General features: G+C 58.4%; 17 protein-coding genes and 2 pseudogenes. 8 read left to right on the top strand and 11 right to left on the bottom strand.

Annotated elements, in window-relative coordinates; genetic code table 11:
• Positions 1–83: 83 nt before the first annotated feature.
• Positions 84–382: pseudogene (locus FHT97_RS29125) on the top strand (hypothetical protein); the annotation flags it as partial.
• 103 nt (positions 383–485) lie between these two features.
• On the opposite strand, the gene FHT97_RS29120 reads toward FHT97_RS29125, so the two are convergent.
• Both FHT97_RS29120 and FHT97_RS29115 read right to left on the bottom strand, forming a co-directional pair.
• Positions 486–902 (bottom strand): hypothetical protein, encoded by a 417-nt coding sequence (locus tag FHT97_RS29120; RefSeq protein ID WP_183758947.1) that lies wholly within the window; start codon positions 900–902, stop codon positions 486–488.
• A gap of 108 nt (positions 903–1,010) precedes the next feature.
• Positions 1,011–1,172, bottom strand: coding sequence for a DUF1328 domain-containing protein (locus FHT97_RS29115; protein WP_183758856.1), 162 nt, complete (start codon positions 1,170–1,172; stop codon positions 1,011–1,013).
• A gap of 278 nt (positions 1,173–1,450) precedes the next feature.
• On the opposite strand from FHT97_RS29115, the gene FHT97_RS29110 reads away from it, so the two are divergent.
• Entirely contained in the window at positions 1,451–1,627 is a 177-nt protein-coding gene (locus FHT97_RS29110) for a hypothetical protein (protein WP_183758854.1), read from the top strand.
• A gap of 81 nt (positions 1,628–1,708) precedes the next feature.
• Here the strand turns inward: FHT97_RS29110 and FHT97_RS29105 are convergent, their stop codons facing one another.
• Positions 1,709–2,116: a DUF4174 domain-containing protein gene (locus FHT97_RS29105; RefSeq protein ID WP_183865006.1), complete on the bottom strand. Its 408-nt coding sequence runs from the start codon at positions 2,114–2,116 to the stop codon at positions 1,709–1,711.
• 31 nt (positions 2,117–2,147) lie between these two features.
• Positions 2,148–2,333 (bottom strand): DUF3008 family protein, encoded by a 186-nt coding sequence (locus FHT97_RS29100; protein WP_183865005.1) that lies wholly within the window; start codon positions 2,331–2,333, stop codon positions 2,148–2,150.
• 155 nt (positions 2,334–2,488) lie between these two features.
• On the opposite strand from FHT97_RS29100, the gene FHT97_RS29095 reads away from it, so the two are divergent.
• Complete coding sequence (locus FHT97_RS29095; protein WP_183865004.1) at positions 2,489–3,292, top strand: mechanosensitive ion channel domain-containing protein; 804 nt, start codon at positions 2,489–2,491, stop codon at positions 3,290–3,292.
• Positions 3,293–3,674: 382 nt separating this feature from the next.
• Entirely contained in the window at positions 3,675–3,824 is a 150-nt protein-coding gene (locus FHT97_RS29090) for a hypothetical protein (RefSeq protein ID WP_183758847.1), read from the top strand.
• A 120-nt stretch (positions 3,825–3,944) separates the two neighbouring features.
• Here the strand turns inward: FHT97_RS29090 and FHT97_RS31270 are convergent, their stop codons facing one another.
• The 5 genes and pseudogenes from FHT97_RS31270 to FHT97_RS29065 all read right to left on the bottom strand — a co-directional run.
• Entirely contained in the window at positions 3,945–4,421 is a 477-nt protein-coding gene (locus tag FHT97_RS31270; RefSeq protein WP_246712836.1) for a hypothetical protein, read from the bottom strand.
• 111 nt (positions 4,422–4,532) lie between these two features.
• Positions 4,533–4,805 carry a BON domain-containing protein gene (locus FHT97_RS29080; RefSeq protein WP_183758843.1) on the bottom strand — a complete coding sequence of 91 codons (273 nt, stop codon included), beginning with the start codon at positions 4,803–4,805 and terminating at the stop codon, positions 4,533–4,535.
• Between the two features lie 306 nt (positions 4,806–5,111).
• Positions 5,112–5,333 carry a hypothetical protein gene (locus FHT97_RS29075; protein WP_183758953.1) on the bottom strand — a complete coding sequence of 74 codons (222 nt, stop codon included), beginning with the start codon at positions 5,331–5,333 and terminating at the stop codon, positions 5,112–5,114.
• A gap of 96 nt (positions 5,334–5,429) precedes the next feature.
• On the bottom strand, positions 5,430–5,825 hold the full coding sequence (locus FHT97_RS29070; protein ID WP_183758945.1) for a DUF1236 domain-containing protein: 396 nt from the start codon (positions 5,823–5,825) through the stop codon (positions 5,430–5,432).
• Between the two features lie 214 nt (positions 5,826–6,039).
• A pseudogene (locus FHT97_RS29065) lies at positions 6,040–6,929 on the bottom strand (IS110 family transposase); the annotation flags it as partial.
• Between the two features lie 368 nt (positions 6,930–7,297).
• On the opposite strand from FHT97_RS29065, the gene FHT97_RS29060 reads away from it, so the two are divergent.
• From FHT97_RS29060 to FHT97_RS29045, 4 genes are all read left to right on the top strand, one after another.
• Positions 7,298–7,948, top strand: a complete 651-nt coding sequence (locus tag FHT97_RS29060) for a helix-turn-helix domain-containing protein (protein WP_183865002.1) — start codon at positions 7,298–7,300, stop codon at positions 7,946–7,948.
• Between the two features lie 9 nt (positions 7,949–7,957).
• Positions 7,958–8,602, top strand: a complete 645-nt coding sequence (locus FHT97_RS29055) for a hypothetical protein (protein WP_183865001.1) — start codon at positions 7,958–7,960, stop codon at positions 8,600–8,602.
• Positions 8,603–8,712: 110 nt separating this feature from the next.
• Positions 8,713–10,629, top strand: a complete 1,917-nt coding sequence (dnaK, locus tag FHT97_RS29050) for a molecular chaperone DnaK (RefSeq protein ID WP_183758838.1) — start codon at positions 8,713–8,715, stop codon at positions 10,627–10,629.
• Between the two features lie 76 nt (positions 10,630–10,705).
• A complete protein-coding gene (locus FHT97_RS29045) occupies positions 10,706–11,191 on the top strand; it encodes a nucleotide exchange factor GrpE (protein ID WP_348649658.1) in 486 nt (161 codons plus the stop codon).
• A 90-nt stretch (positions 11,192–11,281) separates the two neighbouring features.
• Here FHT97_RS29045 and FHT97_RS29040 read toward each other — a convergent pair whose 3' ends face one another.
• Entirely contained in the window at positions 11,282–11,632 is a 351-nt protein-coding gene (locus FHT97_RS29040) for a chaperone modulator CbpM (protein ID WP_183864999.1), read from the bottom strand.
• 3 nt (positions 11,633–11,635) lie between these two features.
• Complete coding sequence (locus FHT97_RS29035) at positions 11,636–12,553, bottom strand: DnaJ C-terminal domain-containing protein (protein WP_183864998.1); 918 nt, start codon at positions 12,551–12,553, stop codon at positions 11,636–11,638.
• Positions 12,554–12,686 lie beyond the last annotated feature (133 nt).

Below are 12,686 nucleotides of genomic sequence, written 5' to 3'. Positions count from 1 at the left end.
TGGAGCAACTCCTGGTCAGGCTCAAGCAGTCGCAGCGGGAAAGTGAATTCTTGATCGCACGGCTTCACAGCCTTGGCTCGCAGCTCCTGACCTACATCAGTTCCAGCCGCGGTGCGATCATCAACTATGGAAAGCGCTACCGGGCCGGGCTTCGCGTCGCAACGACACTTGCCGAGTCGGCGGTAAATTCGCTTGTTGGAAAGCGGATGGTCAAGAAGCAGCAGATGCGATGGTCGCTCCACGGCGCCCACATGCTCATGCAGTGCGGACGGCCGTGTTGAACGGCGAACTTCGCGATCGCTTGAGGGCACCGTTCCGACAGCCAGAACCGAACGTGCCTTCGATATTCAAACCCAAGCCACCCCTCCTGCGCGCCGCCTGACCCCAGAGAAGTTACCGGTCTCATATGATGGGTGAGAACAAAGTGCGCTTCAGCGGCGCTATCGAAGAGATCATGACCCATAATCGCAGATTGGCCGTTGGGACTATTTCTCAATCTTGCCCTGTACGGAGGCCGCGACCAGCGGAAGTGCCGCCGTTAAAAGCGGGCCGAGCGGCAAAGACCTGATCAGCCTCGTTGCGATGAACGTGCCCGCCATTGCTCCCGCGAGCTTTAACCACGGATATTGCCCGAGCTGGGCATGAGCACTGGCATCCGCCCACTCTACACGAGATTTGACGACGGTCTCGGCTTGCGCAGTAATGACATGAAGCCGACCTCGGAGATGTTCGATCTCCTGTCGAAGAGCATAAAGATCGGCTTGCACATCGTCAAACGGGCGGCTTGTTTGAGCCGTCGCTTCATCGTCAGCCATAGCCAGAGCTTCCAGCTCCGCAAGATGCGCCTGGAGCTCTTCCTCGGTGTCGGAACCAGCCGGCTGTGTAGGAGTGCTTAGTGGCATTATGATGGATCCTGTAATCGCATATTGCCGACAAAGGACAAGTCTCATGGCCGCCCCTGGTCGTTGCTGACCTCAAGTTGAATTCAACTCAGAAAGGACCTCGCTACGTTAACGCCTTATGACGCGCATGGCGAGCGACACGACAAAGAGAACCAGGAAGATGAAGAACAGGACCTGAGCGATCGATGCGGATGCACCAGCAACCCCGCCGAAGCCGAGCACGCCTGCAATCAATGCAACGACCAGGAATACCAGAGCATAGTACAGCATTTCCACCTCCGTCATTCTGATCACAAGGAAACTGTGCGGAAGGCGATTTGGTTCCGGCGAAGCAGCACTGCGAACCCGACCTAGGCTGCGGCCATCAGGCGACGGCGAGTGAAAACGCTGTCCCCGTCTCTTGGCCTTGGCGGCTCGGCTGGGGGGCTTTGAGAAGCTTTAATACGTCTGGAAAGGACAACATCACACCAACTCGCCGCGAGAAGTGCCGAAATGACAAGGAGATTCCTTAAGGGGGCCAGTTCGTCGGGCGAACGCTGGCTGCGTTCATGCAAGATCTTGAGAACTCGCGACGCCCCCTGAAGCATCGGTTGATCGACAAAATGATTAATGAAAACCACGTCGCGCTCGTCGGTCCACGCGCTACCCACACCAGCGAAATCCGGCATGAACGTGGCGCAGCCCTGCTCTTTTCGCCGGACAGCGCGTGGTTCCATATGTCTTGACGCAATGACCGAACTATGGGGCCATTCCCGGGCCAGGTCGACGCGCTTGCGCTAGGGATTGGCCAAGCGCAGCCAACCCCACTACCGCTCCGTGGGCAAGCGACCGATTGCTTCTGTCAGAAACGGCACGCTGACGGGCTCGCGTGAACGAAGCTTGGTCTCCCCCTGGGGATCGATCAGCACTGCCTCAAATTCCTCGGGCGACGGGCCATCGAGATCGTGTCGAACCTCGTCCGCTTCTATCTCCATCACCTGGTCGAGACTGGTAAAGACACCGCCGCCGGCCACCCGAACGATGGCGATATCATGCGCGGAAAGCGCATCCTGTTGGTTTTCCAGCAGTTGTTCCTGCACCTCGGGTCGATCATCGTCCCCACCTTCGAAGAGGACAAGGACGTAGGAGGTGTTGCGGAACGCCAGAAGGCTGGGGCACGGATCGGTCGCGACAGGAGGCGCTCCGATGATCTCCCGAATAAACGATTTCAGCATGTCGTGCCTATTTAAAGCCGATAGCTCTGCGCTAGTGAGAAACGCGCTCCGGCTTTCCCTTTCGCTTCGTCGAGGCGAATTCTTCGAGCTGTCGCTCACTCATGCTCTCGACCATTTCTTTGGAAGCTCCCTTGAGCCGGCTCTTCGGTGCCTGACCACGCTTGGCCGCGAGGGCGGCGCCAGCTGCTTTCTGCTGGGCTTCGGATTTGGCGGGCATTCGTGTTCTCCTTTGCTGACCGGAATAACTTGCCTGCCGCGGCAAAGGTTCCCTTTGATATCGGCTAGCCGGCGGAACCAATTACAATGTGCAATCGTTGCTCCTGACGCTCCCGAAGTCTCCGTCACCCTCCCCAGGCAATCATGGATAGTATTATGGAAAACCAGGCAGCGGATGTTGTTCTCGCGACGCGCACCGCATTCAATCAGGCAGCTGCGCTCGCAGTCACATACGGATTTTCACTTCTCGGTGCCATCGTACTGCTGGTCGGCGGCTGGATTCTGTCAGGGGTCATCAGCCGTTCGGCATACCGCGTCATCTCGAAGATCCACGGAATCGACGAGACGCTGGCGCGCTTTTTCCAGAACCTCCTGAATTACGGACTACTCGTCCTGGTGTTTGTCACCGTCCTTGGCCAATTCGGCGTTCAGACTGCCTCGATCATTGCTGCCCTCGGTGCTGCCGGCCTTGCTATCGGCCTCGCCCTACAGGGCACGCTGCAAAACATCGCCGCAGGCATCATGCTTCTCGTGCTGCGGCCTTTCCGGGTCGGCGAATATATTGAGACAGGTAGTGTCAAAGGTTTTATCCGCGAGATCGGGCTCTTCGCTACGGAGATGAAGACGACGGACGGTCTCTACCTCATGGCTCCAAATTCGACGCTATGGAACACGCCGATCGTCAACCACAGTCGCGAGCCAAGCCGTCGCCAGGAGCTGTCAATCGCCATCGGCAACGATGCCGACCTTAGGACGGCCAAACAGGCGGTCATGAGGATCGTTTCATCCGACAAGCGCGTGAAGACGCAACCGGCCCCGCGCGTGTTCAGCGATGACCTGACGACAGAGAAGACCGTCCTCAAGATCGAATATTGGGCAAACACGCGGGAGTGGACCGAAACGCGCTATGATATTATCGACCACTTGAAAGCCGGCCTCGTCGAGGAGGGATTTCTATAGAGTAATATTGCCGGCTGGCTGGCGCATAACCGGCGGCAAACTTCGCTCCGCCTATAAGCCAAGACCGCCAGCGAAGGGGCCCTTATGGAAAAGGGCTCACTGGATCGCTAGGCTTCGGGGTGATCAACATTACTACCCGCTTGACGCCAAACCTCTCTGCTGCTCGTGCGACAATGCGAAAGCTGACATCCCAGGGCCGAGCAATTGGATTGTTGGCGGAATTTACTGGCAGTCAATGTGGGTAGGTCAATGTTTCCTGATATCGGAAGACCTGCGGGGCTCAGAGCAGTGCTTCAGGTGACGCAGGCTGGAATTCGACTGTTCCGCCATCCTCGACGCTGTTGCCCAGCCATCGCTCGTCATTGAGCCAAGCAAGTTCGTGATGGTTCGCTGGTTCCTGTCGCGCGCCACCCCCGTCCTCCATGGAAAGGGCAGGATCAAGCGCTGGTTCGGGACCAATACCGACGTCACCGCGACCCAAAAGCTGGAGGATTTCAAAGCCTGGTCATCAAGGAAATCGGCCATCGCGTAAAAACAGTCTGTCGCAGGTTTCAGCCTTGCTCAATCTCCAGGCGCAGAAATCCGGCGAAACCTCGCGTGCAGTTCTGCGTGATGCAGCCTCACGGGTCCATGCCGTAGCAACGGTACATGATCAACTGTTTCGACGACGAGATGCCCGTGAGATTGATCTGGAGCCATTCCTTTCCAACCTGGCCGAGGCGGTCGGCACGACCGGGCCCAAGCACGGGACTGTGGTTAACGTTGAGCCCGCCACAATAACGGCGGATGCTGCAATCCCGGTCGGCCTGTTCGTCAACGAGCTCATCACAAAGGTGAGGAAGGAGAGGTGTGGGTTCACGGAGAGCGTGTTGATAGCAATCAATACCGTCTGCAAGTCAGGGACCGGGGTATCGGACTTCCGAGTGATTTCAATATAGCCGCAATCAGCGACAGCCTTGGAATGAAGCCTGTAACCGGTCTTGCCAAACAACTCGGTGGTGAACTCACCGTTGAAGAGAGCCAATCCGGGCGCTAGGCTTACACTATTGTTTCCACTCAAGCCGCCAATGGGCAAATAGCTGTTTCTGCGCTTGGTGGTATTGCCGAAGTGATCGGCGGTGAATGCCATGATCCTTCGTCGTGGGATGGTAGTGCCGAAGGCCAAGGCAGCTTCGCCTCACACCAGGTGTCTCCGGCTTAAGGGGCGACGCCGCCAGGTTCATCAACGCACCTCTGCTTGCTACGGCTCAAAAACCCGAGCAAACATTCTGTCCTGGAGATGTGCTGCGCCGACGATAGACGCCGCGACAGCTATCGCGCGCTCTCGGTCAGCCGAATTGTTGATATATCCCTCAAGCAAAACAACAGGACCAATCATTTTGACGGTAATAGACGAGCTGTCGAGTTCGAGATCGGCCGACAGCGCGGCTTGCACAGATGCGATCGTCGACGCCGAGCTGTGACCGCTCGCGCAATGCTGTTCATGACTGAAGCTGTCCGAGCCGAAGTTCATGGTCGAATTCCTTTCTCTATCCTCTATGAAAACAGCCGAACGATCATTAAGTTCTAATATAGGACTTAAGTCCGAGGGCTCTTGTCTGGGAACAAGCTCTACCTCGACAAGTTCTTCCCTTGCGACGCAACCGCCATGCGTTGCCACCGGCTGTCTTCCCCCCAACGGCAGCCGCAAGGAGCCCGGCTTACCGGGTTCAATTTGAAGAGTCTGGAACAAACGTCGCCAGACTTGGTTTCAATGCGTTGCGATCTTGAAGTCAGTCGCGACCTGCAGCCACCTTCGCTCCCAGATGAATGCGGACAGTTAGTTGTTTGGGACAATCGTCGAAGCGATCTGCCGGTGGTCGGGTCGAACGATCCCCGCGACTTGCGCTGATGGTCCGGTGCTGACAGGGACCCAAACCCGTGCTGAGCTTGCTGCTTGACCAGCGTTCATGACCAGAGCGCCGACGATTGCTGCCATTGCAATCAGGATGACAACCAGCGGAAAGGCGACGCCTGAGGGTTTATCTTCGGGATAAATCATTCCTCAACTCCTGCGGCACCCGCTACGCTGGCACCGATGACGATCGACTGGCTTTGGGTTTTTGAAGAAAAAAGGGCGGCTTGCGCCGCCCAGAGGTCACTGAATGACCTGGATGACCTTCCGCGAAGAAGGTTCCACGATGACGCGTTCGTCATTGACGATTGCGTATGCGTACTTCGGGTTCTCGGGAACCGGGGTTACGACAACCGTTTGCGGCAGCGGCTGCCCGACGACTACCTTCTCTTTCACCACGACACGCGTGGAAGGAGCCGGAGCCTGCTGCACATAGGTTACGACCTGCTGCGGCGGCGGATCAAGAACGGTACCTGCAACGCCACCGACAATGCCGCCGACTGCTGCGCCGACTGGGCCGCCGACAATGGCGCCCGTTGCTGCGCCACCGACTGCACCTGTTACCGTGGACGACTGCGCAAACGCGCCCGTCGATGCCATGAGAACGCCGGCGGCGATACCTATTGCTTTGATATTCATCATCAAGTCCTCCTTTTGGAAGCGGGTTGTTCCGCTGCAAAAAATAACTTCCAGATGATGAGACGGTTCCGAAAATAGGACTTCAGTCGATCGTTGTAAGACCTTGGTCCTATAGGCGGCTCTGTGCATGTTTAGATTTTCGTCAGAACCGGAGCCCTGCCTCCATCTTTGTTCAACAGCAGATAACTTCAATGTTCCCGCTAAGCGTAGTTCTTCAAGCTGACGATCTAGCCTTTTGCTCGGGCGCGACCTCCTGCCCGATCGCCCATAGGAACGCGGCCATTCCCGAGCAATGGCCGTGATCGTTAGACCTTCGGCTTGCCTGCCCCCATCAGCTTGCGATACCGCGCGCAAAGCCTCAGCTGACCTTTCCAGGCAATCTCTCGAACTGTTCTTGGTAATCCCTCCAGCCGCACCTGGATCCCCGAGCTCACACGTGCAGGAAAGCGATATGTCCAGGCGCCTTCGATGAGGGCTCGACGCGCCCGGCTGTTGCCCGCTTTGGTGATCCTGCCACGCTTGACCCGGTCGCCGGTTGAGCTTTCCGACGGCACAAGGCCGAGATATGCCATCAATTGACGAGGATCGTCGAAACGGCGGACATCGCCGATTTCTACCACAAAGGTGACCGCCGTCATGAACGCGACGCCACGCATCGCTTGATAGGCGGCCACAACCGGGGCCATCGACCGGGATGCAGCAGTCTCCACCACCAGCTTGGTCAACCGATCCACACGCACGCCGGCATCTTCGATGGCTTGGCAATATTCCACCAATGTGGTGAGCGGGATGATTGAAGGTCTGGCGCGCCAGCCATCTTGTATGGGCGCGCGTCCATGGGGTGCGACCGGTATAGATCCGGCCGTGACGCAGCAGAAAAGACTGGAGCTGCTGGCGTGCCTGCTTCAACGCGCTGTTGGCAGCCTCACGAGCCCGTACGAGGTCGCGGATCGCCTCATGAGCTTCATTCGGAACCCAGACCGCGGTCAGTTCCCCCGCCCGGTGCAGGCGTGCCAGACTGACGGCATCGCGGCGGTTGGTCTTCACCCGATCGCCCGCTCGCTTGGGCACCAGCGACGGCGCCACCACCACGCAGTCATGCCCAAGTTCGATAGGCTTCATTCCTTCCGGATCGGCCCAAGAGCTGCTACGGATCACGCAACGCGCCCGGTCGCTGCAGGGTGTTTTCGAGAAGACACGACTGATCGACACATGTCGCGACACGTCCAGTCGGGTTGCCGTTTCGGGCAGGACCCGGAAAGAGACCTTCACACACTATCGCCACAACGTGAAGACAACGAGCCTTATTGCGTACCATAGAAATTCAGGGCTGCACTGACGTCCGTCAGGACGAGGAAGACAATCGTGTCGTTAGATTAAGGGATTTTACGATACGGAGAGGTCCCTAATTCCCTTTCGAACAAGCATAGCGGATATCAAGCCTTCGACATCGTCGAGGAAGGGGATTAATAATGGTTGACGCTTTGGGAACTTCTATCGCCCTGCATCGCCTACCAGAAGTGCTGACGGCAGAGCCCGCAAGGCTCCGGGCCCTGGCCCACCTTCTCCGCTTCCGCCGCGAGCAGGACATTTACGTCCAAGAAGAGCGCACCGACACCTGGTACCGTGTCGTTTCGGGGTCAGCCTGCAAATATCTGATGAGTACAGACGGGCGCCGGCAACTCGTCGACATCTACCTGCCGGGAGATCTCTTCGGATTTACTGCCCGTCTTCACCACAGATTTGCTGTCCAGGCCGTCACTGACGGGACACTGATAGCCTGCTACCCGCGCCACCGTGTAGAGGCTCTCGCCGAAGAGGACGCGGAGACGGCACTCGAAATCAGAATCCAGATCGTCGAAGCGCTGGAACGGTTGCAGGAGCAACTTCTGGTGACCACCACGATGACCGCACAGGAAAAGGTCCGGGAATTTCTGTTCTACTTTCACCGACGGCTTTCAGTGGCGACCGGCCATGGTCTCGCGTTACCCATCTCGCGCTACGATATCGCCGACATGCTCGGGATCTCCGCCGAGACAGTCTGTCGGGCCTTTAGGGACCTGCAGGAACGCGGCGTTATCTCGCTGCAGGGGCCGCGAAGCATAAGAATCAATCGAATGTGAGGTATCCAGATGGCCGAGGAGGACGACCTAGAAAGGCGTATCATCCGTGAGGTGGCTGCCGTATTCCATCGGGAGGAGATCCTCGAAGACGCGGTCCAGGCACTGCTTCACGCAGGATTTGATCGCTCCGACATCGACATCATGGGCGATATCGAAACCGTCCGCCGGCGCCTGGGTACGCTTTACGTGCCTTCCGAAGAACTCGCCGACGTCCCAGGCGCACCGCGTCGCGCTTACGTCACCCGCGACGATATCACTACCGCCACCGCCAGCATTGCTGGCATGCTATTCTATCTGGGCGCCGCCACGGCGGCCATCACGGTCGTTGCCTCGGGCGGAAGCTTGGCGCTGGTTGCCGCCGCAGCCGCGGCCGCTGGGACCGCCGGCGCCGGCATCGGAGCGGCGGCGATCCACCATCTCGGAAAGAAGCAGGCAGAAGACTTGGAGCTTCAGCTTATGGCGGGAGGCATTGTGGTTTGGGTGCGCGTTCAAAATCGCGAAATGGAGGAACGAGCACAGGAAGTCCTGGCTAAGTCAGGCGGTGATTCCATCCGCGTGCACGAAATCGAGATCGAAAAGCGACTGGACGATCTCCCGCTCTCAAAATTCAATCCCGACCCATGGCTCGGTAACGAGCCGCCCGCCCGCCAATGACCGAATTGGTTTGAAACTGACGACCGTCAGGGCCGGACGCCCGCTTATTCGGCAAGACTTTGCACGTGGCGCGGCAGTAACGCTTGTGCCCAATCTTGGGAGATACGGCTATGGCAGGCAAGGTGATCGGTATCGATCTGGGCACGACAAATTCCTGCGTCGCAGTGATGGAAGGGGGGCAGGCCAAAATCATCGAGAACGCAGAGGGCGGTCGTACCACCCCATCCGTCGTTGCGTTTACCAAGGATGGGGAGATTCTCGTCGGCCAGCCGGCAAAGCGCCAGGCGGTGACCAACCCCGAAAATACGATCTTTGCCGTTAAGCGTCTGATCGGCCGCCGGTACGATGATCCGATGGTGGAAAAGGACAAGAAGCTTGTCCCCTACAAGATCGTAAAAGGCGATAACGGCGATGCCTGGGTCGAGGTAGCGGGAAAGAAACATAGCCCCAGCCAGATCAGTTCCCACATCCTGGTGAAAATGAAGGAAACGGCAGAAGCCTATCTAGGCGGGAAGGTGAGTCAGGCTGTGATAACAGTACCCGCCTATTTCAACGACAGCCAGCGCCAGGCGACGAAGGATGCGGGAAAGATTGCCGGACTCGATGTGCTGCGCATCATCAATGAGCCGACCGCGGCCGCTTTGGCCTACGGGTTGGACAAGAAGGACGGCAGCAAGATCGCAGTCTACGATCTCGGGGGCGGCACATTTGATATCTCTTTGCTCGACATCGGCGATGGTGTGTTCGAAGTGAGGGCCACCAATGGCGATACGTTTCTCGGTGGCGAGGACTTCGACAAACGTATCGTCGACTGGCTGGCGGAGGAATTTCAGAAGGACCAGGGTATCGATCTGCGCAAGGACCGGCTGGCACTCCAGCGGCTGCGCGAGGCAGCAGAAAAAGCCAAAATAGAACTCTCTTCCGCCTTGGAGACGACCGTCAGCCTGCCCTTCATCACCGCCGACCAAAACGGCCCCAAGCATCTTGAAATCAAGCTTCGGCGGGCGAAACTGGAGGATCTAGTCGATGACCTCATTCGGCGCACTGAACAACCCTGCAAGGCGGCGATGAAGGATGCCAAATTAAAGCCGGCCGACATCAACGAAGCGGTTCTCGTCGGTGGCATGACGCGCATGCCCAAGGTGCAGGAAGTCGTTTCAGAAATCTTCGCCAAGGAGCCGAACAAGAGCGTCAACCCGGACGAGGTGGTTGCAATAGGCGCGGCAATCCAGGCAGGCGTGCTGCAGGGCGATGTCAAGGACGTACTGTTGCTCGACGTCACGCCGCTGTCACTTGGAATCGAAACGCTGGGCGGCGTGTTCACACGGCTGATCGAACGCAACACCACCATACCGGCAAAGAAGAGCCAGGTCTTCTCAACGGCGGAAGATAACCAGAACGCGGTCACGATCCGCGTCTTCCAGGGCGAGCGTGAGATGGCGGCCGATAACAAGCTGCTCGGCCAGTTCGATCTCGTCGGGATCCCGCCCGCGCCACGTGGAACGCCGCAGATCGAGGTCACCTTCGACATCGACGCCAATGGTATCGTTAATGTGACGGCAAAGGACAAGGCCACCGGCAAGGAGCAGCAGATCAAGATCCAGGCCTCCGGCGGATTGTCGCAGGCCGATATCGACCGAATGGTGAAGGAGGCCGAGGCAAATGCGGAGGCCGACAAGAAGCGGCGTGCTTTGGTGGAAGCGCGCAATCAGGCAGACGCGCAGATCGGGACCAGCCAGAAAGCGCTGGACGAAGCGAAGGACAAGGCTCCATCCGCGGACAGGGCACCCGTTGAGAAGGCAATCGACGAGCTGAAGTCGGCAATAGCTGGGGAATCGGTTGAAGAGATCGAGGCGAAGAGCAAGGCCTTGCAGATCGCATCGGTGAATTTCGGAGCCAAAGTGCATGAGGCTTCGAGCACCTCGCCCTCCGGGTCCGGGGACCCGTCGGGCACCACATCAGGCGATGATGTCGTCGATGCCGATTTCGAGGAAGTCGACAACAAGGACGGGCAGCGCCATGGCTGACACGGACCATAAACAAAAGCCCAGGCCAAAACCTGCAGAATCTGGACCCGTTGTCGATACCCCGGCCTCGGAAACCGTGGCTGACCAGGGTTCATCCGCGGTGCTCCAGGCGGAACTCGCCGAGACAAAGGATAAGCTGCTGCGCGCCCTGGCCGAGCAGCAGAACATCCGTCAGCAAATGCAGCGCCAGCGCGAGGAGGCGGTGAAGTTTGCCGCCTCGCAACTGACGGGAGACCTGCTTGATACGCTCGACAATCTGCGGCGCGCGATCGAAAGTGCGCCGCGAGAGGATTCGGACCGCGACGCGATCGATCCAGTGCTGAAGGGCGTGGAGGCCACCGAAGCCAACCTGCTGACGACGCTCTCACGCCATGGATTGCAACGCATCGATCCGCTCGGCTCGGCTTTCGACCCGCACGTTCATCACGCCATTCGCCAGCATTCCGACACGACAGCCGCGGAAGGCACCATCGTCGAGGTGCTTCAGCCAGGCTACATGCTTCACGGTCGGGTGCTTCGTCCTGCGATGGTCGGTGTTGCCGTAAATGGCCAGCAAAGATAGCGGGACGGCTACAACTTGAATCGGTTGGCATCCAGGCCATCCCCGTTGAACCCTGGAGGAGGCGGTCGGCTTTCCGCTTTCCATATTGTTTCAACGGAGTGCGCGCGATCTAAGCATGGTGAGCTTCCTCAGCTCTTGTGCGTCAGTCACGACGTGGCGCCGGATGCCTAGTGGCTGAGTCTCCAGCGCCTCGATGAGATTATTGCACGCGAAGCGGAGACTATGGAGCTGATCAAGCAGATCCAGCACCACATCGATACCCTCGTCGTTGATACCCATTTCATTTGTCAGATCGGCTATCAGCTCGGCTCGTGCGACGTCCACATCCTTAAACATTGTTTTTCCGTCGATTGTGAACGGCGATATCCAGCTCCGGTCGATGAAGACCCCCAGCCGTGCCATATCGATTTGAAGAAGGAGCGCAAATTCCCGATCGTCCATGATCTACACTCCCATCCCTTGCCTGGGATTGTATCTCTTGCCGACCGACCAGCCGGCCGCGAAGGTCTTTAGTTCGGTGTCCGGTCTTTCCGGGAGCACGATTTTCAGCGTGGCGTAGACGTCGCCCCGGGTACCGCTTCTCCGAGGCACACCCTTTCCCTTCATACGCAGCGTCCTGCCGCTTGACGAGTTCTCGGGCACGATCGCTAGCACCGGGCCGGCCGGCGTCGGCACCTTGACCTTGCCGCCGAGCACCGCCTCATTGAGCGTGATCGGGAGGTCGAGGCGGATGTCATCACCCTCGCGGCGGAAGAAAGGATGTGGACGAATGTGGAGCTCGATCAGCGCGTCACCCGCCTCCGCGCCCCCTTCGCCAGCACCGCCCTTGCCGCGCAGCCTGAGAGTCTGACCGTCGCGCGCGCCAGGCGGAATACGGATTTCGAGCGTCTGTCCGTCGGATAGTGTAACCTGGCGTATGCCGCCATTGATTGCATCGAGAAAGTCGACCTCCATAGTGTACCGGGCGTCCGCGCCGGACATGCGGAAACCCGAACGCCCGCGGCGGGAGAAAAATTCGGAAAATATGTCGTCGCCACCAAAGTCCGCGAATCCTCCGCCGTTCTCGTGAGTACTGCCGCGGGCGCCGGCATCTGCGAAGTCGCGGTAGTATCGACGTTCGGGCTTCTCAGCGCCCCTCGAATCGATCTCGCCGCTATCGAAACGGCGGCGTTTGTCTTCATCGCGCAGAATCTCGTAGGCTGCGGACAGATCTTTGAAGTCCTGTTCAGCCTGCTTGTTTCCAGGGTTGAGATCAGGATGCAGCTTCTTTGCCCTGCGGCGATAGACCCGCTGGATGTCGTTCTGCGACGCGTCGCGCTTGACGCCAAGGATCTCGTAGGGATCGCGGTCGCTCATTGCCATCGATGCAGACCTGTCCTTCGTGAATGCTCCCTCGGCGGGAGGAAGACCGCTGATGAACTAAGCCAAAACGACAAAAGCAGTTACACGGATTTTTCCAACTTTAAACTGACGGTCATCAATGTCACCTCGGCGG

It is taken from the genome of Rhizobium sp. BK399 (genome assembly GCF_014194695.1).
Lineage (GTDB): Bacteria > Pseudomonadota > Alphaproteobacteria > Rhizobiales > Rhizobiaceae > Rhizobium.
The sequence above is the reverse complement of the archived record's forward strand: the minus strand, read 5'-3'. Positions and strand labels throughout refer to the sequence as shown.

Excerpts from the sequence above, each read along its gene's own strand:
- FHT97_RS29120 (WP_183758947.1), bottom strand. The coding sequence starts at position 902 with ATGCCACTAAGCACTCCTACACAGCCGGCTGGTTCCGACACCGAGGAA.
- FHT97_RS29115 (WP_183758856.1), bottom strand. The coding sequence starts at position 1,172 with ATGCTGTACTATGCTCTGGTATTCCTGGTCGTTGCATTGATTGCAGGC.
- FHT97_RS29110 (WP_183758854.1), top strand. The coding sequence starts at position 1,451 with ATGCAAGATCTTGAGAACTCGCGACGCCCCCTGAAGCATCGGTTGATC.
- FHT97_RS29105 (WP_183865006.1), bottom strand. The coding sequence starts at position 2,116 with ATGCTGAAATCGTTTATTCGGGAGATCATCGGAGCGCCTCCTGTCGCG.
- FHT97_RS29100 (WP_183865005.1), bottom strand. The coding sequence starts at position 2,333 with ATGCCCGCCAAATCCGAAGCCCAGCAGAAAGCAGCTGGCGCCGCCCTC.
- FHT97_RS29095 (WP_183865004.1), top strand. The coding sequence starts at position 2,489 with ATGGAAAACCAGGCAGCGGATGTTGTTCTCGCGACGCGCACCGCATTC.
- FHT97_RS29090 (WP_183758847.1), top strand. The coding sequence starts at position 3,675 with ATGGTTCGCTGGTTCCTGTCGCGCGCCACCCCCGTCCTCCATGGAAAG.
- FHT97_RS31270 (WP_246712836.1), bottom strand. The coding sequence starts at position 4,421 with ATGGCATTCACCGCCGATCACTTCGGCAATACCACCAAGCGCAGAAAC.
- FHT97_RS29080 (WP_183758843.1), bottom strand. The coding sequence starts at position 4,805 with ATGAACTTCGGCTCGGACAGCTTCAGTCATGAACAGCATTGCGCGAGC.
- FHT97_RS29075 (WP_183758953.1), bottom strand. The coding sequence starts at position 5,333 with ATGATTTATCCCGAAGATAAACCCTCAGGCGTCGCCTTTCCGCTGGTT.
- FHT97_RS29070 (WP_183758945.1), bottom strand. The coding sequence starts at position 5,825 with ATGAATATCAAAGCAATAGGTATCGCCGCCGGCGTTCTCATGGCATCG.
- FHT97_RS29060 (WP_183865002.1), top strand. The coding sequence starts at position 7,298 with ATGGTTGACGCTTTGGGAACTTCTATCGCCCTGCATCGCCTACCAGAA.
- FHT97_RS29055 (WP_183865001.1), top strand. The coding sequence starts at position 7,958 with ATGGCCGAGGAGGACGACCTAGAAAGGCGTATCATCCGTGAGGTGGCT.
- dnaK (WP_183758838.1), top strand. The coding sequence starts at position 8,713 with ATGGCAGGCAAGGTGATCGGTATCGATCTGGGCACGACAAATTCCTGC.
- FHT97_RS29040 (WP_183864999.1), bottom strand. The coding sequence starts at position 11,632 with ATGGACGATCGGGAATTTGCGCTCCTTCTTCAAATCGATATGGCACGG.
- FHT97_RS29035 (WP_183864998.1), bottom strand. The coding sequence starts at position 12,553 with ATGGCAATGAGCGACCGCGATCCCTACGAGATCCTTGGCGTCAAGCGC.